This window comes from Pseudomonas sp. LABIM340 (genome assembly GCF_040017195.2).
Classification (GTDB): domain Bacteria; phylum Pseudomonadota; class Gammaproteobacteria; order Pseudomonadales; family Pseudomonadaceae; genus Pseudomonas.
In genome coordinates this window covers 3156475-3182241 of the sequence record NZ_CM200227.1, presented here as the reverse complement: position 1 = coordinate 3182241, position 25767 = coordinate 3156475, and the positions used below count along the sequence as shown (strand labels likewise).

The following is a 25767-nucleotide window of genomic DNA, read 5'->3' as shown; positions in this document are numbered from 1 at the left end:
AAACCCGTCTGCCACTGGCATTGCCGCGGGAATGGGCGACAATGGCGGTCAAGCGCCCTCTTCCGCCTCCCCGCGAGCCCTCGACCATGAACGATCTTTCCATCCAGCTGGTGCAGACCGGCCCTGAACACCAGGACCTGATCCGCAACCTCTACCAGTACTACGCCTACGAGTCGTCGGACTGGGAAGACGAGGACGTGGAGGTCGATGGCCGCTTCTACATCCACGAGGAGCATCTGGCGCGCTACTGGAGCGAGCCGGAGTGGAGCGCCAACCTGATCCTCGCCGACGGCTTCATTGCCGGCTTCCTGCTGGTGGAGGGCAGCGAGCTGCCGGGCATCGACGCGCTGGAGCTGTCGGACCTGTTCGTGCTGAAGAAGTACCGGCGCCTGGGGATAGGCCGCGCGCTGGCCAACCAGGTGCTGCTGGGCAATCCCGGCCCGTGGCTGGTGCGTTTCTACTCTCAGGACGAAGTGGCGGCGGCCTTCTGGAAAGCCGTGTTCGCCGACCTGCCGCGCCCGGTGCAGAGCATCGAGCCGGGGGACGACCCGCAACTGGTGAGCTATCTGGTCAGTCCGGTCGCCCACTGATCCCCTGTTCTTCAGGATCAGTCTTCTGTCATTTCCGATCATTGAGCGACTCGCAGGCCCGGCCGTATCGTCCTGAGTGAACAACAAGAACTCTCAGGAGGTAATCCCGTGACCGCACTGAACCTGCACCCCCAGGCCGCCGCTTCGCTGGCCAGCTGGCACCAGATGGTGGCCGCCAAGAACCTGTCCAACCTGCCGCAGCTGCTGGCGCCCAACGCGGTGTTCCGCTCGCCCATGGCGCACTCGCCGTACCCCGGCGCGCCGGTGGTCTCGACCATCCTCAACACCGTGCTGCAGGTGTTCGAGAACTTCACCTACCACCGCGAGCTGGCCACCGGCGACGGCCTGAACGTAGTGCTGGAGTTCAGCGCCACGGTGAACGGCAAGGACCTCAAGGGCATCGATATGGTCCGCTTTGACGAGGACGGCAAGATCGTCGAGTTCGAGGTGATGGTCCGCCCGCTCAGCGGCCTGCAGGCCCTCGGCGAGGAGATGGGCCGCCGTCTGGCACCCTACCTGGCAGCAGCCAAGGCGCAGACCGCCAAGAGCTGATTGCCCGCCACGGGGATTTCTGCTGGGATGAGCCATCACCCGCGTCCAGGAAATCCCCATGGCATCCTACGAGGAACTCTTCTCCATCGGCGAGGGCTTTGATGCCTTCGTCGCCCACGGCCTGCCCGGCGAGATCGCCGGCGTGCGCAAGGTCCAGCAGTTGCTGGCCGAGCCCGGCACGATCAGCGCCGACACCCTGCGCCGCATCCAGGCCATCGAGGGCCGCTACCGCCTGCTGATCGCCGGCGAGATGTGGTGCCCGGACTGCCAGATCAACGTCACCGTGATGGACCATCTGCAGCGCCTGCAACCGCGCGTGGAGCTGGCGGTGATCACCAAGGGCCGTGCCGAGGATGACCTGCGTGAGCGCATGGCGCTGGATCGCATCCTGATCCCGGTGGTGCTGGTGCTCGATGGCGACCTCCAACCGGTGGGCCGTTTCATCGAACGACCGCTGGAAGTGGTGGCTGGCGGTGATGCGCTCAAGCCTGCGTACCGTGCGGGCGAGTACCTGGAAAGTACGCTGACGGACCTGCTGGGGCTGTTCGAGAAGGCTGAAGGCCGGGGGTAAAAGCGCCTTGCCGGCGCGTTCGCGGGCATGGCCCGCTCCTACAGGTCCGTCACCTGTTGGGGCGTAGGGCGGATAGCCTGGAACAGGTTATCCGCCGACACTTCGCGGCGGATAACGCTGGCGCGTTATGCGCCCTACGGACCTGCGATACCCATCAACGGAGTTGCCGGCAGATCGATGGGTATCGCTTCGCTCCACACCATCCTACGAAGGCACCGAAGGCCAGCGGCCCGGCCGTGAATCCGAAGCCATGAAAAAGCCCCGCGATGCGGGGCTTTTTCGTTCAGGCCAGGTGGATCACATGGAGTACTTCACCGTGAACATCAGGTTCCGCGGCTCGCCGTAGTTCAGGTTGCCGAAGCTGATGCCGCTGTAATAGTACTTGTCGAAGATGTTGTTGAAGTTCACCCGGGTGTCGATGTTCTCGTTGACCTTGTAGCCGAGCATGGCGTTGGTCACCGTGTAGCCGCCCTGCTGGAAGCCGGTGGTGGTGTCCTCGGTCTGGCTCTGGGTCACCAGGTTGCCGCCCACACGCCATTTGTGCAGCTCGCCCGGCAGGGTGTAGCTGGTGGCGAGCTTGAACAGGTGGCGCGGTTTGCTCGGGTCAAACTGCTTGCCGACGTTGTCCTCGTTGCTGTCGTGCTTGTACTTGGCGTCGACGTAGGTGTAGCCGGCCATGGCCTGCCAGTTCTCGGTGATGGCACCGCTGACTTCCATGTCCACGCCCTGGCTGCGCACCTTGCCCGAAGCCCGCGAGCAGTAGATCGAGGTCGGCGAGCTGGGGCACGGCGAGGGGCCGCTGGTGTCGTCGGTGGCGCGGTTCTCCTGGTCGATCTGGAACAGCGCGAGCTGGGTGTTCAGCGCGCCGCCGAAGTGCTCGCCCTTCAGGCCGATCTCGTAGTTCTTGCCGGTGATCGGATCGAGCAGGCTGCCACTGGAATCGAAGTTGCTCTGCGGCTTGAAGATGTCGGTGTAGCTGGCGTACACCGAGTAGACCTCGTTCAGGTCGTAGACCACGCCGGCATAGCGGGTGACGTTGCGGGTGACCTTCTGGGTGCCGGTGTCGTTGTGCGGGTCGGCCTCGTACCAGTCCAGGCGGCCGCCGAGGATGACCTTGAGCGGGTCGGCGACGTTCAGGCGGGTGGTGACGTAGGCGCCCTTCTGCTCCTGATCGAGCTTCATGTTCCAGAGGCTCATGTCGATGTTCGGCTTCTGCACCGAGCTCGGGTCCCACTTCGTCGGGTCGAACGGGGTCACCGGCGAGCCGTCGTTATAGGTCAGGTCGCCCCAGCCGCCGTGGCCGTCGAAGCGCTCTTCACGGTAGCTGCCGCCGAACACCAGCTCGTGCTCGCGGCCGAAGGCCTGGAACGGGCCGTTGGCGAAGGCGTCGTAGCTCTGGTGGTCGTCGGTGTAGGCGTACTGGCCCGGCCCCTGGATCATGGTCGGACAGCCTTCGGTGTAGTAGCAGCTGTTGTACAGGCCGAGCATGTCGATGCGCGCCCACAGCTTGTCGGCGGCGACCTTCATCTGCCAGCCGTTGTCAAAGCGGTGCACCACGTCGCCGAACAGGTGGGTGGTGGTGGTATCCCAATAGGACCAGTCAGCGCCGTAGTAGTCGGAGCGTTTGAGGTCCAGGTGACGACCACCCAGCGGTGCCGGCAGGCCCACCCAGTTGTCGTTCTTGTTGTCGTTCTGGTAGGACGCGCCCAGGGTCAGGGTGGTATCCGGGTTCAGGTCGGCCTCAGTGATGCCGTAGAGCACGCCGCGCTCGCCGCTGACCACGTCCTGGAAGCTGTCGCGTGTTTCGTAGGCGGCCACCGCGCGGCCGCGCAGGGTGCCTTCGCTGTTCAGCGGGCCGGACACATCGACCTGGCTACGGTAGCGGTCCCAGGTGCCGGCGCTGCCTTCCAGGCTCATGTGGAAGTCCTGGGTCGGGCGCTTGCGCACCATGTTGATGGCGGCGGCCGGGTTGCCCGCGCCCTGCATCAGGCCGGTGGCGCCGCGCACCACTTCGACGCGGTCGAACATCGCCAGGTCCGCGGCGGAAATCACGTCCTGGGTGTAAGTGGAAATGCTGGTGGCGAGGCCGTCGTACATGATGTTGTCGACGTCGAAGCCGCGCGCGGCGTAGCTCACGCGCGCCGGGCCGTACTGCTGGACGGTCATGCCGGTGACGCCGCGGATCGCGTCGTCCAGGTCCTGCATGTTCTGGTCTTCCATCTGCTGGCGGGTGACCACGCTGACCGACTGCGGCGTCTCGCGGACGGTCATGTTCAGCTTGGTGGATGTCTGCATCACGCCGGTGGTGTAGGAGCCGGTGCCTTCGGTGGTGCCCGGCGCCACAGGCGCTGCGCCGACGACTTCGGTGGCGCCCAGGTCGACGCTGTCGTTGCCCGCGGCGCCATTGCGCACGCTGCCACTGACCTGTGCGCTGTTGCCGTCGACCGTGCCCTGCAGGCCGCTGTCCGCCAGCAGACGATCGAGTGCTTCGCCCGGCTCCATGTTGCCCTTGAGTGCCGGCGCGCCAACCTTGGCGATCTGGGCACGGTCATAGGAAATCCGCATTCCGGTTGCGGACTGCAATTGCTCCAGGGAAGCAGCCAGGGGCTGCTTGGGCAGGTCGATGGCCACGGGGGCGGCGACTGCGGAGAGAGCAAAGGTGGAGAGACTGAGCAGGAGCGCGCCCGAGGCTACGTCTTTCATCTGCTGGAGGATCCTTCGGTGCGAGGTTTGCGCTCTGTTGGCGCAATGACTCGGTTGGCGAATGCCGGCGTGGTGGACGCCGACGGGGAGCCAAAGTGTATGCAGATGTAAATTCTTTGTAAATGCGAATACTTCGTATCTTATTTCGCGACAAATCACCTCTGACTGCCGGAGTGACGTAACCAGCCTGTAGGAGCGCGCCATGCGCGCGATCGCGGGCATGGCCCGCTCCTAAAGGGATGCACCGTCGTTACGTGTCTCCAGCATGAACTCGATGAAAGCCCGCACGCGCGACGGCACATGGCGCGCGTAGGGGTAGATGAGGAGGAATGGCCGTGTGGTCTGGCCGTAGTCCTTCAGCACTTCCACCAGTTCCCCCCGCTCCAGCTCCTCCTGCACGGTGAAGCGGTACGCCTGCATCAACCCGCCGCCGCACTTGGCCAGGGTCGCGGTGGCCAGGTAGTCCTCCAGCACCGTTAGGCTGCCAGTGGTTTCGATCTCCACCGGCCTGCCGTTGACCCGGAAGGACCAGGACACGCGCCGGCCGGTGCTGGGCAGTTCGAACTGGATGCACTCGTGCCCGGCGAGATCGTCCGGCGACTGCGGCGTGCCGGCACGCGCCAGGTACTCGGGCGTAGCAACCACCACGTTTTCCGCTTCCTCCAGGCGCCGCGCCACCAGGCTGGAGTCCGCCGGGTCGCGGCCACGGATGGCCAGGTCGTACCCCTCGTTGGCGAAGTCGATGTTGCGGTTGCTGACATGTACCTCCACCTGCACCTGCGGGTAGCGCCGGCGGAACTCCGGCAAACGCGGGAACAAGCGGTAATGCGCGTAGGGCGTGGGCACGCTGATGCGCAGGCGGCCGGAGGCGATGCTCTGGCCGCCGCTGACCGCGCGCTCGGCATCCACCAACTGGGTCAGCGCCTGCCGGCATTGCTCGAAGTAGTTGCGGCCGTCATCGGTCAGGCGCATCTGCCGCGTGGTGCGGACGAACAGGCGCACACCCAGGCGTTCTTCCAGCCGCGCCACCGAGCGGCTTACCGCGGCCGGCGTGATGCCTGCCTCGTTGGCGGCGGCGGTGAAGCTGCCGGTCTCCGCCGCCAGGCAGAACAGCTCGATGCTGCCCAGTTGCAGGTCGTCGAAATGGCGCGTCATGGTGCGGCCCGATTGATTACATGAAGTATCAATTCAAATGCCACAAGCCTCATTTTTCAAGCCGTGATTGCAGCCTAGATTGGCCTCCAAGACGCGGGCACACCGCCCCGCCCCACTCTCGGAGAAACCACCATGAGCAAGACAGTCATTGTCACCGGCGCCTCCAGCGGCCTCGGCTTCGCCATCGCCCACGCCTACCTGGAACGCGGCTACAACGTGGTCGGCAACGCCCGCACCCAGGCCCGCCTGGAGGAAGCTGCCGCCAAACTGGGCAACCCGCACAACTTCCTCGCCGTGGCCGGCGACATCGCCCGGCCGGACACCGCCCGGCTCCTGTTCGCCCAAGCCATCGAGGCCTTCGGCCAGGTGGACATCCTGATCAACAATGCCGGCATCTTCATCGCCAAGCCGGTAGGCGATTACACCGAGGAAGAACTCGAAGCCATAGTCGACACCAACCTCAAGGGCTTCTTCTACCCGTCTCAGGCCGCCGCGAAGCACATGGCCGCCAAAAGTTCGGGGCACATCATCAGCATCACCGCCTCCATCGCCATGCAACCCAACGTGAAGGTCCCGGCGCTGCTGCCGGTGCTGATCAAGGGTGGCCTGAACAGCGCGGTGCGCGGCCTGGCCCTGGAACTGGCGGCCTCCCACGTGCAGGTCAATGCGGTGGCGCCGGGCATCATCGAAACCCCGCTGCACCCCGATGACGAAGGGACCCGCGCCTTCCTGCGCGGCCTCGCCCCCAGTGGCGAGATCGGCAGCCCGCAGGATATCGTCGACGCAGTGCTCTACCTGACCGACTCGACCTTCGTCAGCGGAACCATCCTCAACGTCGACGGTGGCTCCACCACGGGCGTCTGGTAAGCCACTTCACAACAACAACGGAGAACCGCCATGCCCTACGTAAACATCCAGGTCACCGACGAAGGCGTCACCGCCGACGAGCGCCGCCAACTCATCGAGGGCGTTACCGAACTGCTGGAGCGCGTGCTGCGCAAGCCGCCGTCCACCACCTACGTGGTGATCCAGGAAATCGCCACCGACGCCTGGGGTGTGGGCGGCAAGACCGTCGCCGAGCTGAAGGCCCAGGGCAAGCACGGCAGCAGCTGACGCAGCGGGCACGCCGGGGCCCCGCCAGGGCCACCGGCGCTTGCCATGCACCAAGCTGGTGCTGATAGGATCGGGAGCCTATCTGCTCCCACCGTCAGCCGAGGCAAGGAATGCTCGCCGCGCTCAAGCGTTATCCGCTACAGGTCAACCTGCTGCTCAGTGGCACCTTCCTGCTCACCATGGGCCGCGCCATCACCCTGCCCTACCTGGTGATCTTCCTTTCGACCCAGTTCGACCTGCCGGTCAGCCGCATCGGCCTGATCATGGGCGGCGCGCTGTTCGGCGGCTCGCTGCTCAGCCTCTATGGCGGCTTCCTGATCGACCGCCTGCCCGGCTTCCGCCTGATCCTGGGCTTCGGCACCTGCTTCGTCGCCGCCTTCGCCGGCATGCTGCTGACGACCCAGCTGTGGCTGTTCTTCCTGTTCCTGCTGGGCTTCAACTTCGCCTATTCGGTCACCGACGTGGTGGTGAAGACCATCTTCGGCCGCCTGCTGCCGGCCGCCGAGCAGGGCCGTGCGTTTTCCATCCGCTACACCCTGATCAACCTCGCCTACGCCATCGGCCCCTTCATCGGCGCCGCCCTGGCGCACTGGAGCCAGCACCTGCCTTTCGTGCTCTCGGCGAGCCTCGGCGCGCTGTTCCTGCTGGCCTTCGCGCGCTACGGCGACCGTGGCATGCGCCCGGCCGAAGGCGTGGCGCCGCCCTCGTTCATCGCGGTGATGGGGGTGCTGACCAGGGACCACCGGTTGATGTACTTCACCATTGGCGGTGTGCTCACCGCCGTGGTGTTCGGCCAGTTCTCCGCGTACCTCTCGCAGTACCTGGTGGCCACCGGCACGGCGGAATACGCCTACCAGGTGATCCAGACCCTGCTCGGGGTCAACGCGGTGACGGTGATCGCGCTGCAGTACCTGCTGGGCAAGCGCATCGGCAACGAGCACCTGCAGCGCTGGCTGATCGTCGGCCTGGGCATGTTCGTGCTGGGCATCGTCGGCTTCGGCCTGTCCCACAGCCTCGTGCACTGGGGGCTGGCGATGGTGGTGTTCACCCTGGGCGAGATCATCGTGATCCCCGCCGAGTACATGTTCATCGATCGCATCGCGCCGCCCCACCTGCGCGGCGTGTACTACGGCACGCAGAACCTGGCCAACCTCGGCGGCGCCTTCGGGCCGATCCTGGTGGGCTACTTCCTCGCGCTGTTCGCGCCGCACTGGGTGTTCGTCATGCTCGGCGCCTTCATCGTCGGCGGCGGGGTCTTCTATGTGCTGGGGTCCAGGCTGAGCCAGCGCATCGCCCGCGAGGCTTGACCTCAAGTCCACTTGAACCGGGATGCTGGTTCCATCGACCCACTCGAAGGAACCCGCCATGCCGCTCTCTACTGTCCTCCCCGCCATCGCCATCGGTATTGGCGCCACCTTGCTGATGGACGGCTGGACCCTCCTGCGCCGGCGCCTGCTCGGCGTGCCTTCGCTGGACTATGCCCTGGTCGGCCGCTGGGTCGGCCACATGCCGCGCGGCCAGTTCAGCCACGAGGCCATCGGCAAGGCCGCGCCAGTGGCTGGCGAACGCCCGCTGGGCTGGGCGATCCACTACCTCACCGGGATCGTCTTCGCCCTCGCACTGGTCGCGCTGGCCGGCAGCGACTGGTTGTGCCGGCCGACCCTGCTGCCGGCGCTGCTCTTTGGCGTGGTCACCGTGGCGATGCCCTTCCTGCTGATGCAGCCGGCGCTGGGCCTGGGCATTGCCGCGAGCAGGACCGCGAACCCGGCAAAGGCCCGCCTGCACAGCCTGATCACCCATGCGATCTTCGGGCTGGGCCTCTATCTCGCGGCGCTGTGTCTGCTGCCCATGACCTGCGCCAGCTGATCCACCGCTATCTGGACTACCCTTGCTGCACACCCGAGCGCAGGAAGCCCCAGGATGAGCCGCATCGCCATTGCCGACCCGCAACCCTTCATGCTCGCTGCCCTGCGCCAGCGTCTGGAGGCGGCCGGGCACGAGGTGGTCGGCGAAGTCGGCGATGGCCGCGAAGCGCTGGACGTGGTCAAGCGCCTGCACCCCGACCTGCTGATCCTCGAACTGGACCTGCCACACGTAGGCGGCGTCGAACTGCTGCGGCGGCTGCACCGCGACTGGCCGCAGCAGAAGACCCTGGTCTTCACCCACCTGCCCGCCGCCCACTACCAGGGGCTCTGCCTGGAAGCCGGCGCGCGGGGTTTCGCGCACAAGGGCGAGCGCCCCGAGGAAGTGGACGACGCCGTGCGCCTGGTGCTCGGCGGGCGCAAGGTCTTCCCCGCGCAGGAGCCGCACCCGAGCGGTGATGCACCGGGGACGGACGAGCACATCACCCCGCGCGAGCTGACCGTCCTGCACTACCTGTCGCAGGGCTATCGGGTCAAGGACATCGCCGAGGAACTGGCGATCAGCGACCGCACCGTCAGCACCTACAAGGCGCGCCTGCTGGAGAAGACCCAGACCGATTCGCTGGTTGACCTGGTGGAAGCCGCCAAGGTCAAGGGCCTGCTGAACAACCGCGTGGTGGAAAGCCTGGTGCAGGCATCCAGCCTCCCTTCGAGCAAGTCCCAGGACCTGGCGCGGCTTTTCGACATCCTGCCCAACCCCATCAGCCTGTTGAGCCGCGAGGGCGAGCTGCTGGCCTGCAACCGGCAGTTCACCGTGGTCTATGGCAAGTCGGAAGCTGAGCTTCTGGGCGGGCGCATCTTTCAGATGGGGCTCATGGCGGCGGAAGACATCCCGCAGGCGAGCCGTGAGTTTCTTGCCGGGGCGGCAGGCGATGAGCCATTCACCCAGGTGGTTCGCGGCACGCTGCAGGGCGAGCAGCGAATCATCCGGCTGATCGGCGTGCCCTTGCAGGAGGACAGCGGAGAGCCCATCGGCGTGGTCTGCTCCTTCGTCGACATCACCGAGCACGAGCGCGAAGTGGAACAGCTGCAGCAGGCCAAGACCTATCTGGACAGCCTGCGCACCACCCGCACCCGCTACCTGCAGTACAGCTTCGACGACCTGCTGGAGGAAACCCGCAGTGTGCAGGCATCGCTGCAGTCATCGACGGCGATCCGCCCGGACGAACAAGCGCTCGCCGGCGCGTCCGTCGGACTTGGCAGGATCGAGGAGAAGCTGCTGATCCTGCGCGAACTGCTGCGTACCGAGGCCGGCACCGAGCTGCCGGCTCCGCAGGTGTGCGAGCTGAATCAACTCACCGCCAGCCTGCTCAGCGGCCTGCCCTTGCAGTCCACCGCCTTGCCCCACTATGCCTGGGTCGATCACGCGCGCTACCGCAACCTGCTCAAGGCGTTGAGATTCACCTTCCAACGCTCCGAGCTCGATGTCCGTGAGGTACAGGCGAGCGTGGAGAACCTGCCCCACGGCGAACTGCTCTGGCGGCTGAATTTCGCGCTGGCAGCGCAGCCAGACCTGCCCGAGCGCCTGGCAACCGTGGAAAAGCGCCCCAGCCTGCAACTGGTGCGGCTGCTCTGCGAGCATTTCGACGGCAGTTTCCAGCCCGGTGAGGCCAGCGAACCGCCCAGCGCCGGATTGATCCAGCTCAAGCTCGTGCGCAGTAGTTCCCCGCACTAGTGCACCCACTACAGCGCTTTCAGGCGCCCATGATGGGGGCGCCCGCAGCCTGATCCGATGCTTGCCCCATAGCCCTCTCGCTATGGAGCAGCCTCATGAATTCCCTACCCTTGCACACCCATTCCCACGGCTCCTGCCCCAGTCGACTGCGCGTCCTGTGCATCGCCGTGGCCCTCGCCAGCGCCGGCCTGCCACTGACCGTCATGGCCAGCGACGCCCTGCCCCAGGGCGGCAGCATCATCTCCGGCAGCGGCAACATCAGCCAGAACGGCGCCGAGATGACGGTGAACACCAACAGCTCGCGCACCGCCATCAACTGGCAGCGTTTCAGCGTCGGTGCAGACAACCGCATCACCTTCAACCAGCCCGACGGCAAGTCCGTCACCCTCAACCGCGTCATCGGCAGCGACCCGTCGAAGATCTATGGCGCAGTGACTTCCAACGGCCAGCTGATCCTGGTGAACCCCAACGGCGTGTGGATCGGCCCGAAGGCGCACATCAGCTCCAGCGCCCTGGTCGCCAGCGCCGGCTTCCTCACCGAGGAGCAGGCGAAACAGTTCGCCGAGAGCGGCAAGCTGGACATCCAGCTCACCGGCAACGTGACCAACCAGGGCCGCATCACCGTGCACGACAACGGCATGGTCGCCCTGCTCGGCGCCCAGGTGAACAACGCCGGCGTGATCCAGGCGCGCAAGGGCATGGTGCAACTCGCCACCGGCCCACAAGCCACCCTGGACTTCCACGGTGACGGCCTGCTGAACATCGCTGTGAGCGGCGAGCCCGGCGAGAAAGACAGCGTCAACTCGGACGTCACCGGCGGCGTGCACAACAGCGGCGAGATCGACGTCGGCAACGGCACCGTCGCCATGAGCGCTGCTCGCGCAGCCAAGCACCTCGACTCGGTGATCAACGTCGGCGGCAATGTCGTGGCCGACTCCGTCTCGACCGATGGCGGCACCGTGGTGCTCGGCAGCTCGGCGAAGACCAACGTCACCGGCAGCATCAGCGTCACCGGCGTCAACGGCGGGCAGATCAAGGTGCTGGGCGACGAGGTGAATGTCGCAGGCTCCGCGAAGCTCGATGCCAGCGGCACCCAGGGAGCCGGCGGCAAGGTGCTGGTGGGCGGCAGCTACCAGGGCAAAGGCAGCGAACAGGCCGCCAGCAGCACTACGGTGGCCAAGGGCGCCCAGCTGAAAGCCGACGGCAAGACCGACGGCGGCCAGGTGGTGGTCTGGAGCGACGGCAAGACCCATTTCGCCGGGAACATCAGTGCCCAGGGCGGCCAGAAAGGCGGTGAGGTCGAGACCTCAGGCAAGCAGCTGACCGTAACCCAGGATGCCCAGGTCAATGCGGCCGGCGGCCAGCAGTCGGGTAAATGGCTGCTCGACCCGGAAACCGTGACCGTCGACAGCACCGGTAACCCGGACACGGTCTCTGCCGCCTCCATCGCTTCCGCCCTGAAAACCAACGACGTGGAGATCAGTGCGAGCAACCGGATCAACGTGAATGAGGCCATCGTCGCCCAGGACGCCGGTTATCACGTACTCAAGCTGATGGCCAACGGCACCGCCGCGCCGATCAGTGTCTATGACGACTCGCAAAGCCCCTTCAACGCGGCCAAGCGCAACGACAGCGGCTCGGTGTATATCAACGCCCCGATCCTGCTCAAGGATGGGCATCTGTTCATCCTCGCTACCGGCGATGTGATGCTCAACAACACGACGCAGGGCGTGGCCGGTGATGCCGGCTACATGGGCCGGGCAATCATCGATGTCAGCAACGGCACCATCTGGATCAAGACCTCCAGCAGCGCTTCGGTGATCCAGCAGCAAGGCACGGCCTTGATCGGCAAGGACGTCGCCGTCCAGGGCTCCAGCGTGCTGCTGGACAGCTACCTGAACTACGCCGGCACCCTGGCCGGCAAGGCCACCAACGGCAAATTCATCTACAACCAGACCTCCAACGGCCCGGTGAACACCGGCAAGGTGCAGATCACCCAGGATGGCCTCACCCAGAGCGTGGACGGCGTGACCTCGGAGACGCTCTCCAAGGTCGGCGAACAATGGATCTGGGAACGTAACGGCCGCGTCACTCACCACCTCACCATCGATGACAGCACCGAGTTCCAGTACCTGGTCTTCGAAGCCCTCGGTTATGTCGACCACAAGCAGTACCAGCCAATCCCCGGTGATACCCGTAGCAACGACTACTGGGTCAGTGACCTGACGTTCACCAACCCCAGTACCGGTGACACCTGGAAGATCGGCACCAACAACTCGAACGGCCAGATCATGGTCACCCTCAACGGCGCGGCTACCACCGAGCTGCCACCGGGATTCAGCTTCGGCACCAACCAGGGCACCGTCACTGCTTCGCAAAATGGTTTCGGTGTAACGGGCGGCTCTGGCGACCAGAACAACGCCAAGGCCTCCAACTCGATCAACCTGAACGGCGCCACTGGTGTGAGCGACCAACTGGTGGTCGACCTTGGCACCTCGACTTCCGCGGTCGACGCCAACCTCAGTGAGTTGAAGAACCAGGGCAACAACTACCAGGCCGGCAAGATCAGTTTTCTCGCCGGCAAGGACACCACCAGCAGCGGCGGCGTCCAGCTCGGAACCCAGTCCAGCGCCATCCAGGGCCAGGTTCAGGACACCCAGCGCGAGTACGGTGAAAAGAACCCCGAGTTCAGCGCGGCGATCAGCCCTGCCGGTAATTCCGAGGCGTTTGCCGTCGACCAGTTCGTCGACAAGCAACTGGGCCAGGATCGGTTCTCGGTGACGCCTTCCACCACAGCGGCTGAGCACTCCAACGTCGGCCAGTACAAGGTCGACGGGACACTGAACGCCGAAGGGATCATGGCCCAGCGGCACCAGGCAGCTATCGGTGCCGGCACACTGACGATTACCCCAGCCGAGCTGACGGTTCGTGCGGACAGCCAGTCCAAGACCTATGGCGACAAGGACCCGGGCCTCAGCTACTCCGTGGACGGCACCAAGCTCGGACAGAGCGCGCAGGACCTGCTCAACGCAGGAGCACTCTCGCGTCAAGCGGGTGAAAACGTCGGCGACTACGGAATCAGCCAGGGAGACCTCGGCATGAACAACGGCCTGGGCGGCAACTACACCCTGAAATTCGTGGATGGTCAGCTGCAGATCGTTCCTGCCCATCTCGTGGTAACTGCGGGATCAAAAACGGTCACTTACGACGGAACGACTCACGTCGTGGATGACTACACAGCCGAGGGTCTGAAAAACGGTGATTCGATCCTGAGTGCCTCGGTGTACGGCCAGGGCCGAAACGCCGGGACGTATTCCACGGGTGTTGGCGCAGTCGCTGTAGGCGATGCCGGCCTGAGTCTGGACAAGACCTCCAACTACATCATCTCTTTTGCCAACGGTATGTTGACCGTCCTTCCGGCCAGGCTGGATGTCACGGTTGAAAACGCCTCCAAGACCTACGGCGATACCGATCCCGGCTACCACTACAGCGTTACCGGGCTCGTCGCGGGTGACCAGCTGGGCCCGATCACCTGGAAGCGCGAAGCGGGCGAAAACGTCGGCGAGTACGGGATCTCGCTCGGCTCCAGGGACCAGGTCGGCGCCGACGCGAACAACTACATCATCCATTTCAGCAATGGAGTTTTCACCATCACCCCGGCCACGCTGCAAGTGCAGGCCGATGGGAAAACCAAAGCCTACGGCGACCTCGACCCACGCCTGAGCTACACCCTCTCCGGCCTCAAACGCGACGACCAGGAAGCGGATGTCGTCAGCGGCGAGCTGACTCGCCAGGTCGGTGAGAACGCCGGCACCTACTCGATCACCCAAGGATCAGTCGGTCTCACCGCAGGGGCCGGTTCAAACTACTTGCTGCAGTACCACGATGGTGATTTCGTCATTACCCCGGTCAACCTGCAAGTCGCAGCAGACTCGAGATCCAAGGTTTACGGGGACGTTGACCCGAGCCTTTCCTACAAGGTCACCGGGCTCAAGAATGGCGACCAGGAAGCCGATGTGCTCAAGGGCGCCCTCGCCCGCCAGGCTGGCGAGAACGTCGGCAACTACGGTATTCAGCAGGGCGATGTCGGCCTGACCGATGCCGCCTCGGGCAACTACGTCTTCACCTTCGTCGGCAACCAGCTCGCCATCACCCCGGCGACGCTGACCGTCGAGGCCACGAATGGCGGCAAGGTCTATGGCGACGCCGATCCCAGTCTGTCCCATGTCGTCAGCGGGCTGAAGGGCAGTGACACTGAGGCGTCCGTACTCAACGGCGGCGCCGTGGCACGCCAGGCCGGCGAGAATGTGGGCGACTATGGGATTGGTCAGGGCAGCCTGGATCTCAACGGAGGGATTGGCTCCAACTACATCCTGGACTTCAAGGATGGCGTGTTCACCATCACCCCGGCCCAGCTCACCGTCACGGCTGACGGGGCGTCGAAGATCTATGGGGATGCGGACCCTGCCCTGTCCTACCGCGTCGACGGTCTCAAAGGCGCCGACATCGCAGCGGATGTGATGAACAGTGGCTCCCTGGCTCGCCAGGTGGGTGAGGACGTCGGGAAATACGGCATCAACCAGGGCTCGGTGGACCTCAATGGCGCCGCCGGCAAGAACTACGTCCTTCACTACGAGGCCGGTACCTTCTCGATCACCCCGGCCACCCTGGTCGTCACCGCCGATGGCAGCACCAAGGTCTATGGCGATTTCGACCCCAAACTGACCTACAGCGTAAGCGGCCTGAAAAACGGCGACACTTCAGACCAGGTCGTTGCAGGCAAGGTTGCTCGGGACGCTGGCGAGAATGTCGGTCAGTACACCATTCGCCAGGGTGACGTCGACCTCACCAGCGGCAGGGGCCAGAACTACGTACTGAGCTTCGCCAACGGCACCTTCACGGTGACGCCGGCCACCCTTGAGGTGACTGCCGACAGCCACACCAAGGTCTATGGCAACCTCGATCCGACCCTCAGCTACACCGTCAAGGGCCTCAAGGGCACCGACAGCGTTGATGACGTGGCCATGAGCGGTGCCCTCTCGCGCACGGCGGGCGAGAACGTCGGCAACTACAGCATTGGCAAAGGCGACCTCGCGGTCGGTGAGAACAGCAACTACGTGCTCTCCTTCGTCAACGGCAACCTGGCTATCACACCGGCCACGCTGACCGTGAAGGCCGACGATGTGTCGAAGGTATACGGCGATGTTGACCCCAGCCTTTCGCACGTCATCTCCGGGCTGAAAAACGGCGACACCGAAGCCTCCGTGCTGAAAGGCGCACTTGGCCGTGAAGCCGGCGAGGATGTCCGGGCCGGGGGCTACACGATCCACCAGGGCAGCCTGGGCCTGAACAATGGCCAGGGCAGCAACTACGTCCTTGAGTTCGAGAACGGTACGCTGACCGTCACCCCTGCCCGGCTGAATGTCACTGCGAACAATGACGGCAAGGTCTATGGCGAGCTTGATCCTACCCTGACCCTCAAAGTTGATGGCCTGAAAGGGCCGGACAAGGAAACCGAAATCCTGGCGGGCCAGCTGGCACGGCAAACCGGCGAGGATGTGAAGGAAGGCGGCTATGCCATCAACCAGGGCACCCTGGGCCTCACCGGCAAGGCTGCTCAGAACTACATCCTCACCTACGAGGCCGGCAACTTCACCATCACTCCCGCCACCCTCATGGTGCGCGCCGACGACAAGACCAAGGTCTACGGCGAGATCGACCCGGCGCTCAGCTACCAGGTCAGTGGCCTGAAACGTGGCGATGACCAGGCATCGGTGCTTGGCGGAAACGTCGTCCGCCAGGCCGGCGAGGATGTGAAGGCCGGCGGTTATGCCATCGGCCAGGGCGACCTGGCCAGCACCAGCCAGAACTACATCCTCCACTACGAGGACGGCACCTTCACCATCACCCCGGCGTCACTACAGATCGACTTCGACGACCACTCCAAGGTCTACGGCGAGATCGATCCAGCGCTCACCTACCGGGTGAATGGTCTGAAGAACGGCGACACGAAAGAGTCGGTCATGAGCGGCCAGGCCTCTCGGGCAGCCGGCGAGAACGTCGGCAACTACACCATCGGCCAGGGCTCGCTGGGTGCCAACGGCAACTACATCCTGACCTTCAACGAAGGCAAGCTGGCGATCACCCCCGCCGAGCTGACAGTGACCGCCGACCACATGACCAAGGTCTACGGCGACCTCGACCCGACGCTCACCTACAGCATCAGCGGCCTGAAGCACGGCGACACCCAAGCCTCGGTCACCACCGGCAGCCTGGCGCGCATCTCCGGCGAGAACGTCATGCCCGAGGGCTACGCCATCACCCAGGGCAACGTGACCCTCACCAGCGGCAACTACCGCATGGTGTTCAGGGACGGCAACCTGCAGGTCACTCCCGCACCGCTGGTGGTCACTGCCGACAACCAGAGCAAGGTGCAGGGTGCGGCCGACCCGACGCTGACCTGGAACGTCAGCGGCCTCAAGGGCAAGGACCAGGCGTCCATCGCCCAGGGCTCGCTGCAACGCGCGCCCGGCGAGGAAGCCGGTACCTACGGCATCACCCAGGACCAGGCCTTCGGCGCCGGCAACAACTACACGGTCACCTTCCGGGACGGCGCGCTGACCATCACCGGCCCGCTCGCCCCGGTACCGCCGGAGCAACCCGGCCTGCCGCCGCTGCCGATGACCGCGCAGTCCCCCGGCAACGCCCGCTGCACCGCGCTGGAGTCGCCCTCGGCGGCCTCGGCCAGCTACTCGGTGTCCCCCGCCGTGGTGCGCAGCTACGCCGTACAACTGGTCTGCAAGCCGCGCTCGTATGACGGCAAGGCCAGCACCACGCCGAACCTCACCGACGTCCTCACTTACGCCAACAGCCTGTTCAAGGACGGTCACTTCATCGTCCCCGAGGCTACCCGCAGCGTGATTCCCCACGATCTCAAACCCGCTGCACCCACTACCAAAGGAGGGAAATAGCCATGAGAGCCTTTCCTTCGAAACTGCACATCCTCGCGGCAGCCGTGTGCTCCGCCCTGTTGCTGGTCCAGGCCCCGGCATTCGCCGGGCCGCGGACCCAGCTCGACCCCGGCCGGGTGGAAATCCCCCGCCCCGACGGCGGCCGTGAAAGCTCTACGCAGATGCCCTCGACCCTGCAACTGCCGGACACCGTGGTCGTCCCCGAAACCGAAGGCCCGCCAGCCGAGATGGTGGTGAACCCCAACGACTCCACGCGCTTCCAGGTCGACAAGGTAATCATCCGCGGCACCACGCTCTACGCCCCCGAGGCCTTCGCGCCACTGACCGCGAAGCTCGAAGGCCACCGTGTCACCCTCGGCGAGGTCAACGCGGTGGTCGGGCAGATCACCCAGCGCTATCGCCAGGCCGGCTTCCTGCTGGCCCGCGCCTACCTGCCCGAGCAGCGCCTGGAGAACGGCGAGCTGCTGATCCAGGTCTTCGAGGGCCGGGTCAACGAAGTGAAACTGCAGGGCGACAGCAACAAGGCCGTGCAACGCTACGCCGACAACATTCGCCGGGAAGTGCCGCCGAAAAGCGCCACCATCGAGCGCAACCTGCTGCTGATGAACGACCTGTCAGGCCAGCAGAGCCGTGCCACCCTCGCCGCCTCGCCGGTGGAACAGGGCACCGACCTGATCGTCGATAACCAGATCCGCAAGTACGAAGGCTTCTTCGGCTTCGACAACCGCGACAGCCGCTACTTCGGGCCCTGGCAGGTCTACGGCGGGGTCGGCGTCAACGACCTCAGCGGCCATGGCGACCACCTGGGCATCCGCGCCGGGAAATCGGTGGAAGGCGACAAGATGACCTTCTTCGAAGGCCAGTACGACCTGCCGGTAGGTGGCCAGGGTGATGTGCTGAGCTTCCTCGCCCAGCACAACGACGGCCATGCCGACACCTACTCCTTCCTCGACGCCAACAGCTCCGGCGATACCTTCGCGGTGCGCATCACCCGCCCGTGGGTCCGCCAGCGCGACCAGACCTTCAAGACCTCGGCGGCCTTCACCTGGTACAACGGCAAGTCCGAGTACCTCAACGATCCGCACAACCCGCCGTCCAGCGATGACCGAATCCGCGCCATCCGCCTGGGCGCCAGCTACGACTTCTTCGATGGATTCGGCGGCAAGAACCTGGTCAAGGCCGAGCTGAGCAAGGGCCTGAAGATCATGGGCGCCAGCCAGGAAGACCGCGCCAACCCGTCCCGCGAGGGCGGCAGGACCGACTTCGCCAAGCTGCAGGTGGACGCCCAGCGTCTTCAGGACCTTTCGAAGATCATCGACGGCATGAACTTGTACATTGCCGGTACCGCACAGACCTCGTTCGGCCAGGCGCTGCTCTCGCCCGAGCAGTTCGGCGTCGGCGGCAGCGAGTTCGGTCGTGGCTACGACCCGTCGGAAATCACCGGCGACAAGGGCTTCGCGATGAAAACCGAGCTGCAGTACAACCGCATCCATACCTTCCGGAGCTACGCCGTACCGACCCAGTACTACGCCTTCTGGGACTTCGGCAAGGTGTGGAGCGAGGACCCGAACTGGATCAGCAGCGAAAGCCTGTCCTCCACCGGCTTCGGCGCGCACCTGCAGGTGTTCAAGGACACCTACGTCTCGCCGGAAGTCGCCTTCCCGCTGACCCGTTCGGTCTCGGCCAAGGAACTGGACGACGACAACGGCAAGGCGCCGCGTTTCTACCTCAACTTCCTCAAACTGTTCTGAACCACGACGGGCGGCCGCCTATACGGCCGCCTACCCCCGGAGGTTTCCATGTCACAGCAGAATCTGCGTACGCTGCGCAGCGTACGCTCCACCGCCTTCAACAACGAAGTGGCCGCCGAACTCCTGCGCGAGCTGGCGCCGCTGATCGCCAACCAGGAACTGAATCGCCGCATGCGCTGCGCCGCCCGCCAGCTGCTGCTGGACGCCGAGGCCCTGGAGGACGCTTACCAGCAGATGAACGAACGGCCGCACTGAGCCAGCTCAGACGACCCGGGGCAGGTCGAATTCCAGGCGCAACAGACCTTCGCCCCGGTCGTTCTCCAGTTGCAGCGCCTCCCCATGGAACATCAACACCATCCGCTGCACCCTGGCCCGCGCCCAGAGAACCGCTTCGTCGCTCTCCTGGCCGCCGGCCAGACTGCTCCAGGGTGAAACCTCGAGCCGCAGACGCAGGAATCCCTTCAGGTGTCGCCAGTTGCTCAGGTGCAGCCGCACCTCGGCCAGCTCCGGCGACCTGGGCACGCCCTCGACGAGCGCTTCGAGCAGTTGCCGGAAGTAGCCGGCATCGACCCAGGCCTTCTTCAGCGTCAACAGCCCCGGCCCCATGTCCAGCGAGATACCTAGCGACTCCAGCTCGCGCTCCAGCGGCCGCAGGATGTCCGCGGTGAGCTGGCTCAGGTCATGGGCTTCGCTGACGCGCTCGGCGACATGGTGTTCCAGGTCCAGCAGATCATCGACCTGGCGCAGGCTCGTCAGCATCCCCTCCACCCCTTCCCAGGCCTGTGCCAGCTCCTCCCTGGGCCCGACCGGCCCGATACCCTGGCTGATCCCCGCCAGGTAGGTGCGCAACCCCAACAGCCGTTCACCGAACTCGTGGCGAACCCTCGCCAGCAAGCGCGTCTTGAGGTGGTTGCGGTACTGGGCCTCGTACTGTTCGCTGCGCATCAGGGCCAACTGCTCATCGCGCTCGGCCAGGGAAAACATGCCGCCGACCGTACCGATCACCCGCCCGTCCGCCGCACGGTGCGGGATGCACCAGGCGTAGTAGACCTTGGGAGTCTCATCCAGGGTGTCCAGCACCACCTCCTGGGTCATCGGTTCCTGGCGCAACAGGACCTCCTGGTAACGCGCGGCCGCACGCTGGCGCATCAAGGGAGACAACCACTGCGCTTCCTCGAAGCGAGTGCCCAGCACCTCATCCAGCGACATGCCGGCGCGGGCCAGGAAAGGCCGGTTGCACAACAGCAGGCGGCCTTCGAGATCACGCACGAACATCGGATTGGGCGAGGCGTCGAGTACGGCGCGGAGCAAGCCCATCTCGCGTACCAGCGCCGGATCGACCCCTGCGCCCTGTGCCGCCTCCGAGGCCACCAGCCCCAGGCTCTGCGCAACCTGCAGCAACTGGAAATCACTGCTGACGTTGAGCTTCTGGTGCAGGCGCATCTTGTAGGTACTGACGGTCTTGTAGCTCAGGCTCAGCTGCTCGGAGATTTCCTTGTTGGAGAGCCCCCGACCGAGCATTTCCAGCACGGTCAGTTCGCGGCCGGACAAGCGCTCCAGCTCGGCCTTGCCATCCTGCTCGGCCCCGGCGGGCTTGGGCAGCTGGGTGGCTCCGCGCGGAAAGTAGCTGCGCCCGCGCAATACCGCTGCCAGCGCCTTCTCCAGCTCCGCCGCCGGCTCGCTCTTGCTGACGAAGGCATCGGCGCCCGCCTGCAGCGAGCGACCGGCGAACACCTCGCCTTCCTGCGCACTGAACACCAGCAGACGCACCTCGGCCATGGCCGCACGCAGGCGCCGCAGGACATCCAGGCCGCCCAGCCGCGGAATCGCCAGTTCGAGGATGACCACATCCGGGCGCAGCTCGCGGCACAGCGCCAGCGCGTCCTGGCCGTTATCGGCCTCACCGGCTATCTCATGCCCCGCACGCGCCGCCAGGGCGCGCAACGCCTCGCGGATGATGGGCTGGCTGTCCACCAGCAGGATCGTACTCATTGCCTGTTCCCTAGCCTGCCTGTCCCGCTTCCAGCGTAGACCAGGGGCCCAGGACGGGAATCACTCCTACAGACGACCGACAGCGGCTCTGACAGTCAGCCAGGCGCGCGCTGAGGAGACTGGCGGCACATTTTCCGTGCCTCCCGGAGGCCGCCATGAAACGTGCCACGCCCAGTCTCTCCCGCCTGCGCCGCTCCCGCCTGGCCCAGGCCATCAGCCTGGTACTCGCCAGCCTGTTCAGCCTGCGGATGATCGAAGCCGAAGCCGAGGACAGCGTCGTCGAAGCCGATACCGACGACCTCAACCAGCCGTCAGAGGCCGGCGCTGTACTCGACCCGCCGACGCCTTCCTATCTGGATGTGGCCCTGCAGGCTGCCCAAGAGGCACCGGCAGTATTCGCTGGCCGGAGCCTGCTCGGCGCTCCGGCGCCGATAACCGTCAGCAGCGGCACCGGCATCAGCGCCGGCAGCCACGACAGCGCCACGCTCAACCTCGCGGGCGCGCTCACAACCGGCGTGAAGGCCAGCACCGACGAGCCGCTGGTGTTTGCCCACGGCACCATCCGTACCAGCGCGACCACGGCGGCACTGGCGAAGGGGCAGACAGGCGCCCTGGTCGAACAGGGCCGCACCCTGCTGATGAACGACAGCCGCATCACCCTCGACCCGCAGACCGCTGCCGGAGCGACCATCACCACCAATGACCTGAGCGGCATCAGGGTCGGCCGCAATGGCGAAGCGCGCCTGGACGACGTGCAGGTGCTGGTCGGCGGTGGCGCGAAGGGCAACAACAACCTCGGGGTGGTGGTCGACCAGGGGCTGCTGGAGATGTCCGCTGGCTCGATCGCCACGAAGTCCTGGGGCGCGGTCGGCCTGTCCCTGGAAAACGGCGCGAGCGCCAGCCTGGACGGCGTCGCCATCGCCACCAGCGGCGCGCGCAACGCCAGCACCGGCGGCGCCCACGGCATTCAGGTGAGTGGCAGCAGTTCGCTGTCCGCCGAGGGGATCGCCGTGACTACCAGCGGCGGCTCTGCCTACGGCGTTCGCGCACACGACAGTGCCCAGGTCAGCCTCACCGACAGCCATATAAGCACCGCCGGCGGCAATGGCCATGGCGTGCTCGCGGCGGGCGCCAATACCCAGGTCACCCTCGGAGGTGGCGAGATAGTCACCGCCGGCAAAGGCTCCGTCGGTATCTGGGCGCGCGATGGCGCCCAGTTGGACCTGGCCGGCACTGAGATCCGCACCAGCGGCGCCGCCGTATCCGTCGCCTCGCCGGTGGACGATGAAAAGCCCCTGAGCCTGAGCCACGGGCTTTTGGCGACGGGCGCCAACACCCACATCGAAGCCGATGACGCACTGCTGAACATAGGCGGTGGCAGCGCCAGTGCCGCCCGCGCGGAGGACGGCGCAAGCATCGCCATCACCCGCAGTGAAATCAGCCTCACCGGTACCGCCACCAGCACCACGACGACAGCTGCCCTGCATGCCACGGGGGGCGGCACCATCGCGGCCGCTGACAGCGACATCCTCAGCACTGGCACCAACGTCGGCGGCGCTCGCGCCGAGGGCATCGGCAGCAGCGTCAGCCTGAATGGTGGCAGTGTCTCGGTGCACGGTGCGGGCAGCGTCGCCAACCCGGCTGCCGGCGCACGGGCCATGGCCGGCGGCGCGGTGAGCCTCACCGACGTGGCGCTCGATGTACATGGCCTGACCTACGGTCACGGCGTCTCCATCGAAGGGGCCGGCTCCACCGGCGCGCTGGACAACAGCCGCGTTGCCGTGGACGGTAATCGCGCCATCGGGCTGAACATCAGCGGCGGCGGCAGTGCGAGCGTCGACAACAGCAGCATCTCGGTCGACGCCCAGGTCGGTGCAGCCGGGCCCTGGTCCCCGGGCGTACTGGTGGATGGCGCCGGTTCGACGCTGAAGATGACCGCCAGCGACGTGCGCACCACCCCGAAAACCAGTTATGGCGTGCAGGTGCGCGAAGGCGCCGAGGCTGTCGTGGAGCACGGCAGCGTCACCACCTCCGGCAACTACTCCACCGCGCTGGCCGCCGGCAGCTCCTCCACCGCGGCGCCCGGCTCGACACTGACCGTCAACGACGTGACCGTCACCACCCATGGTAACGACAACGCCATGGGCATCGTTGCCGACCTGGGCGCCACCGTGAGCGTTCACCGCGGCTCGGTTACCACCACGGGCAATGGCTCGCCAACGGCTGGCAACCTCACCTTCCCGCACGGCCTGGCGGCGCGCAATCCCGGCGCGCTGCTGATGGCCGACGGCACCAGCGTGCGCACCACCGGCTCGCAAGCCTACGGTGCCGCGGTGGACGACGGCGGCAGCATGATCCTCGACAACCTCAGCGTGAAGACCGAGGGCGAGTACTCCGTCGGCCTCTACGCCGGCATCGGCTCGGCCAAGCCCGGCACCGTGAGCCTGACGGCGAACCACGTCAGCGTGGAAACCCTCGGCGACCACGCCACCGGGGCGCTGGTCAGCCGGCAGTACAAGGACGAGAGCGCGACACTGGACCTGAGCAATTCCAGCGTCGCCACCCATGGCATCCAGTCCCACGGGCTGCGTGCCGAATCGGGCGCTGCGCTGAGCGCCCTCAACAGCACCGTCGCGACAGACGGGGACCAGGCCCTCGGCGTGCTGGCCAGCAACACCGCCAGCGCCCGGCTGGACAACGTCAGCGTCGGCACCAGCGGCGCGCTGGGGCACGGCGTAGTCGCCCGGAACGGCGGCAGCGTCGATGCCGAGCGCCTCGTGGTCAACGCCACGGGCGATCAGTCCGCAGCCCTCTACGCCCAGGGCACCGATGCCCAACCGGGAAGGATCAGCATCGACCATGGCTCGCTAACCAACCGCGACGGCGCCACCATCGCCACCGCTGGTGCCGCGGACATTGCCCTCAGCCACTCCCTCGCCGGCGGCAGCGACCAATGGCTGAACGTCGCCAGCGCGATGGCCAGCGATGGCAGCAGCGTTCCGGACATGGGCACCGGCCAGTGGCAAGGTGTCGGCAAGACCGACGCCGCCGCCGGCAATGCGCGCATCAACCTCTCGACCTCGCTGGTTTCCGGCACGGCGAAAACCGCTGCGGACAGCCATTCCGAAGTCACCCTGCGAGACAGCAGCCTCTGGCAACTCACCGGCGACTCCAACCTGAGCAGCCTGACCAACAGCGCCAGCCTGATCGATTTCAGCGCCGACGGCGGCTACAAGAAACTCACTGCCAACGACTACCACGGCGCCAACGGCACCCTCGCCCTGAACACCTACCTGTACAAGGACGACTCACCCTCCGACCAGTTGGTGATCGACGGCGGCAAGGCCGACGGCGAGAGCAACCTGCTGATCAGGAATGCCGGCGGTCCCGGCGCCCTGACCCGGGGCAATGGCATCAAGGTGGTGGACGCGGTGAGCGGCGGCACCACCGAATCCGATGCGTTCCGACTGCTCAACCGGGTCAAGGCCGGCCCGTACGAATACACGCTGCACCGGGCCAGCCTGGACGACAGCAATGGCGAAGCCTGGTACCTGCGCTCGAACCAGGACGCGCTGCCGGTCGATCCGGTCGACCCAGTTGACCCAGCCGATCCGGTTGATCCGGTTGATCCGGTTGATCCGGTTGATCCTGTTGGTCCGGTTGATCCCTCGACACCGGTGACACCTGTCGAGCCGGTCACGCCGGAGCGCACGACACCTACCTCCCGGCCCAACTACCGCGCCGAAACCTCGCTGTACAGCGCCCTCCCCGCCATGGCGCTGAACTACAGCCGCGCGCTGGTCGACACCCTCCACGAACGCGTCGGCGAAGAGCGGCGCAACGTCAACGATCCACTGCCCAGCGAGGAACTGGACAGCTACGGCCCGTCCCTGGGCTGGGGGCGTCTGATCCACCAGAAGGGCTCCGACAAACTGGGCAATGGCGCCGACTACGACTACCGCATCCAGGCCTTCCAGGTCGGCGCGGACCTCTACCGCAACGAAGACACCGACGGCAGCACCGACCAGGCCGGGCTGTCGCTGCAGGCTGGGCGGATCAAGGGCAGCGTCGACCACACCAACGGCCAGGATGCCGGCGACGACACCCTGCGCTCCTACGGTATCGGCGGCTACTGGACGCACTTCGGCCCCGAGGGCTGGTATCTGGACGGCGTCGTGCAGTTCAACCGCTTCGACCTCAAGGCCCGCGCCAACGACGCCGGTTCGCTGAAAACCCGTGGCCACGGCGTTACCGCCTCACTGGAGGCTGGCTACCCGTTCAAGCTCGACTCCGACAAGACCCTGCACGTCGAGCCGCAGGCCCAACTGATCGTCAGCAAGCTGAAACTCGACGACAGTCATGACGACGCCGCCGATGTGCGCTTCGAGGATGTCGACTCGCTCACCGGCCGCCTGGGCGTGCGCGTCGATAAGGACTGGTTCCGCGAGGACGACCACGGCCAGCAACAGCGCACCAGCGTCTGGGTCCGCCCGAGCCTGTGGCACGAGTTCAAGGGCAAGGCCAAGACCGAGTTCTCCTCGGCGGACGGCTACATCCCCTTCGGCACCGACATGGACGGCAGCTGGGGTGAACTCAACCTGGGCGTGGACTACCAGCTCAACGAGCGCACCAGCGTCACCGGCTCGCTGGGCTACCAGCGAGCCCTGGACGGCGAAGGCCGCAGCTACGAAGGCATCCTCGGCTTCAAGGTGAAGTTCTGAGGAGCGCCCCCTGTAGGAGCGGGCCATGCGCGCGATCGCGGGCATGGCCCG

Annotated in this window: 15 protein-coding genes; 12 read left to right on the top strand and 3 right to left on the bottom strand. The window is 65.8% G+C overall.

The window, feature by feature from the left end:
* Nucleotides 1–86: 86 nt before the first annotated feature.
* The 3 genes from ABKS89_RS14675 (at nt 87) to ABKS89_RS14665 (ending at nt 1713) form a co-directional block, all read left to right on the top strand.
* Entirely contained in the window at nt 87–590 is a 504-nt protein-coding gene (locus ABKS89_RS14675; protein ID WP_138216714.1) for a GNAT family N-acetyltransferase, read from the top strand.
* Between the two features lie 108 nt (nt 591–698).
* Nucleotides 699–1142 (top strand): nuclear transport factor 2 family protein, encoded by a 444-nt coding sequence (locus tag ABKS89_RS14670; RefSeq protein ID WP_081520850.1) that lies wholly within the window; start codon nt 699–701, stop codon nt 1140–1142.
* Between the two features lie 58 nt (nt 1143–1200).
* A complete protein-coding gene (locus tag ABKS89_RS14665) occupies nt 1201–1713 on the top strand; it encodes a thioredoxin family protein (protein ID WP_348588911.1) in 513 nt (170 codons plus the stop codon).
* Nucleotides 1714–2010: 297 nt separating this feature from the next.
* On the opposite strand, the gene ABKS89_RS14660 is transcribed toward ABKS89_RS14665, so the two are convergent.
* Nucleotides 2011–4416, bottom strand: a complete 2406-nt coding sequence (locus ABKS89_RS14660; protein ID WP_348588912.1) for a TonB-dependent siderophore receptor — start codon at nt 4414–4416, stop codon at nt 2011–2013.
* 231 nt (nt 4417–4647) lie between these two features.
* Nucleotides 4648–5571, bottom strand: a complete 924-nt coding sequence (locus ABKS89_RS14655) for a LysR family transcriptional regulator (RefSeq protein WP_348588913.1) — start codon at nt 5569–5571, stop codon at nt 4648–4650.
* Between the two features lie 132 nt (nt 5572–5703).
* Here ABKS89_RS14655 and ABKS89_RS14650 point away from each other — a divergent pair, with 132 nt between their 5' ends.
* The 8 genes from ABKS89_RS14650 (at nt 5704) to ABKS89_RS14615 (ending at nt 19258) form a co-directional block, all read left to right on the top strand.
* On the top strand, nt 5704–6438 hold the full coding sequence (locus ABKS89_RS14650; RefSeq protein ID WP_348588914.1) for an SDR family NAD(P)-dependent oxidoreductase: 735 nt from the start codon (nt 5704–5706) through the stop codon (nt 6436–6438).
* A 30-nt stretch (nt 6439–6468) separates the two neighbouring features.
* The gene (locus ABKS89_RS14645; RefSeq protein ID WP_138216719.1) at nt 6469–6684 is read left to right on the top strand and encodes a tautomerase family protein; all 216 of its coding nucleotides are present in this window, start codon (nt 6469–6471) and stop codon (nt 6682–6684) included.
* A gap of 110 nt (nt 6685–6794) precedes the next feature.
* Entirely contained in the window at nt 6795–7991 is a 1197-nt protein-coding gene (locus ABKS89_RS14640) for an MFS transporter (RefSeq protein WP_348588915.1), read from the top strand.
* Nucleotides 7992–8049: 58 nt separating this feature from the next.
* Entirely contained in the window at nt 8050–8550 is a 501-nt protein-coding gene (locus ABKS89_RS14635; RefSeq protein ID WP_348588916.1) for a DUF2938 domain-containing protein, read from the top strand.
* Nucleotides 8551–8604: 54 nt separating this feature from the next.
* Complete coding sequence (locus ABKS89_RS14630; protein WP_348588917.1) at nt 8605–10281, top strand: response regulator; 1677 nt, start codon at nt 8605–8607, stop codon at nt 10279–10281.
* 95 nt (nt 10282–10376) lie between these two features.
* Complete coding sequence (locus ABKS89_RS14625; RefSeq protein ID WP_348588918.1) at nt 10377–17252, top strand: MBG domain-containing protein; 6876 nt, start codon at nt 10377–10379, stop codon at nt 17250–17252.
* A gap of 2 nt (nt 17253–17254) precedes the next feature.
* Nucleotides 17255–19003 carry a ShlB/FhaC/HecB family hemolysin secretion/activation protein gene (locus tag ABKS89_RS14620; protein ID WP_348588919.1) on the top strand — a complete coding sequence of 583 codons (1749 nt, stop codon included), beginning with the start codon at nt 17255–17257 and terminating at the stop codon, nt 19001–19003.
* 48 nt (nt 19004–19051) lie between these two features.
* A complete protein-coding gene (locus ABKS89_RS14615; RefSeq protein ID WP_138216725.1) occupies nt 19052–19258 on the top strand; it encodes a hypothetical protein in 207 nt (68 codons plus the stop codon).
* Between the two features lie 6 nt (nt 19259–19264).
* Here ABKS89_RS14615 and ABKS89_RS14610 read toward each other — a convergent pair whose 3' ends face one another.
* Entirely contained in the window at nt 19265–20995 is a 1731-nt protein-coding gene (locus ABKS89_RS14610; protein ID WP_138216726.1) for a response regulator, read from the bottom strand.
* 155 nt (nt 20996–21150) lie between these two features.
* Here ABKS89_RS14610 and ABKS89_RS14605 point away from each other — a divergent pair, with 155 nt between their 5' ends.
* A complete protein-coding gene (locus ABKS89_RS14605) occupies nt 21151–25716 on the top strand; it encodes an autotransporter outer membrane beta-barrel domain-containing protein (RefSeq protein ID WP_348588920.1) in 4566 nt (1521 codons plus the stop codon).
* Nucleotides 25717–25767 lie beyond the last annotated feature (51 nt).

What these genes read in the sequence shown, in the direction of transcription:
- ABKS89_RS14675 (WP_138216714.1), top strand. Translation starts at nt 87, where the DNA reads ATGAACGATCTTTCCATCCAGCTGGTGCAGACCGGCCCTGAACACCAG.
- ABKS89_RS14665 (WP_348588911.1), top strand. Translation starts at nt 1,201, where the DNA reads ATGGCATCCTACGAGGAACTCTTCTCCATCGGCGAGGGCTTTGATGCC.
- ABKS89_RS14660 (WP_348588912.1), bottom strand. Translation starts at nt 4,416, where the DNA reads ATGAAAGACGTAGCCTCGGGCGCGCTCCTGCTCAGTCTCTCCACCTTT.
- ABKS89_RS14655 (WP_348588913.1), bottom strand. Translation starts at nt 5,571, where the DNA reads ATGACGCGCCATTTCGACGACCTGCAACTGGGCAGCATCGAGCTGTTC.
- ABKS89_RS14650 (WP_348588914.1), top strand. Translation starts at nt 5,704, where the DNA reads ATGAGCAAGACAGTCATTGTCACCGGCGCCTCCAGCGGCCTCGGCTTC.
- ABKS89_RS14645 (WP_138216719.1), top strand. Translation starts at nt 6,469, where the DNA reads ATGCCCTACGTAAACATCCAGGTCACCGACGAAGGCGTCACCGCCGAC.
- ABKS89_RS14640 (WP_348588915.1), top strand. Translation starts at nt 6,795, where the DNA reads ATGCTCGCCGCGCTCAAGCGTTATCCGCTACAGGTCAACCTGCTGCTC.
- ABKS89_RS14635 (WP_348588916.1), top strand. Translation starts at nt 8,050, where the DNA reads ATGCCGCTCTCTACTGTCCTCCCCGCCATCGCCATCGGTATTGGCGCC.
- ABKS89_RS14630 (WP_348588917.1), top strand. Translation starts at nt 8,605, where the DNA reads ATGAGCCGCATCGCCATTGCCGACCCGCAACCCTTCATGCTCGCTGCC.
- ABKS89_RS14625 (WP_348588918.1), top strand. Translation starts at nt 10,377, where the DNA reads ATGAATTCCCTACCCTTGCACACCCATTCCCACGGCTCCTGCCCCAGT.
- ABKS89_RS14620 (WP_348588919.1), top strand. Translation starts at nt 17,255, where the DNA reads ATGAGAGCCTTTCCTTCGAAACTGCACATCCTCGCGGCAGCCGTGTGC.
- ABKS89_RS14615 (WP_138216725.1), top strand. Translation starts at nt 19,052, where the DNA reads ATGTCACAGCAGAATCTGCGTACGCTGCGCAGCGTACGCTCCACCGCC.
- ABKS89_RS14610 (WP_138216726.1), bottom strand. Translation starts at nt 20,995, where the DNA reads ATGAGTACGATCCTGCTGGTGGACAGCCAGCCCATCATCCGCGAGGCG.
- ABKS89_RS14605 (WP_348588920.1), top strand. Translation starts at nt 21,151, where the DNA reads ATGAAACGTGCCACGCCCAGTCTCTCCCGCCTGCGCCGCTCCCGCCTG.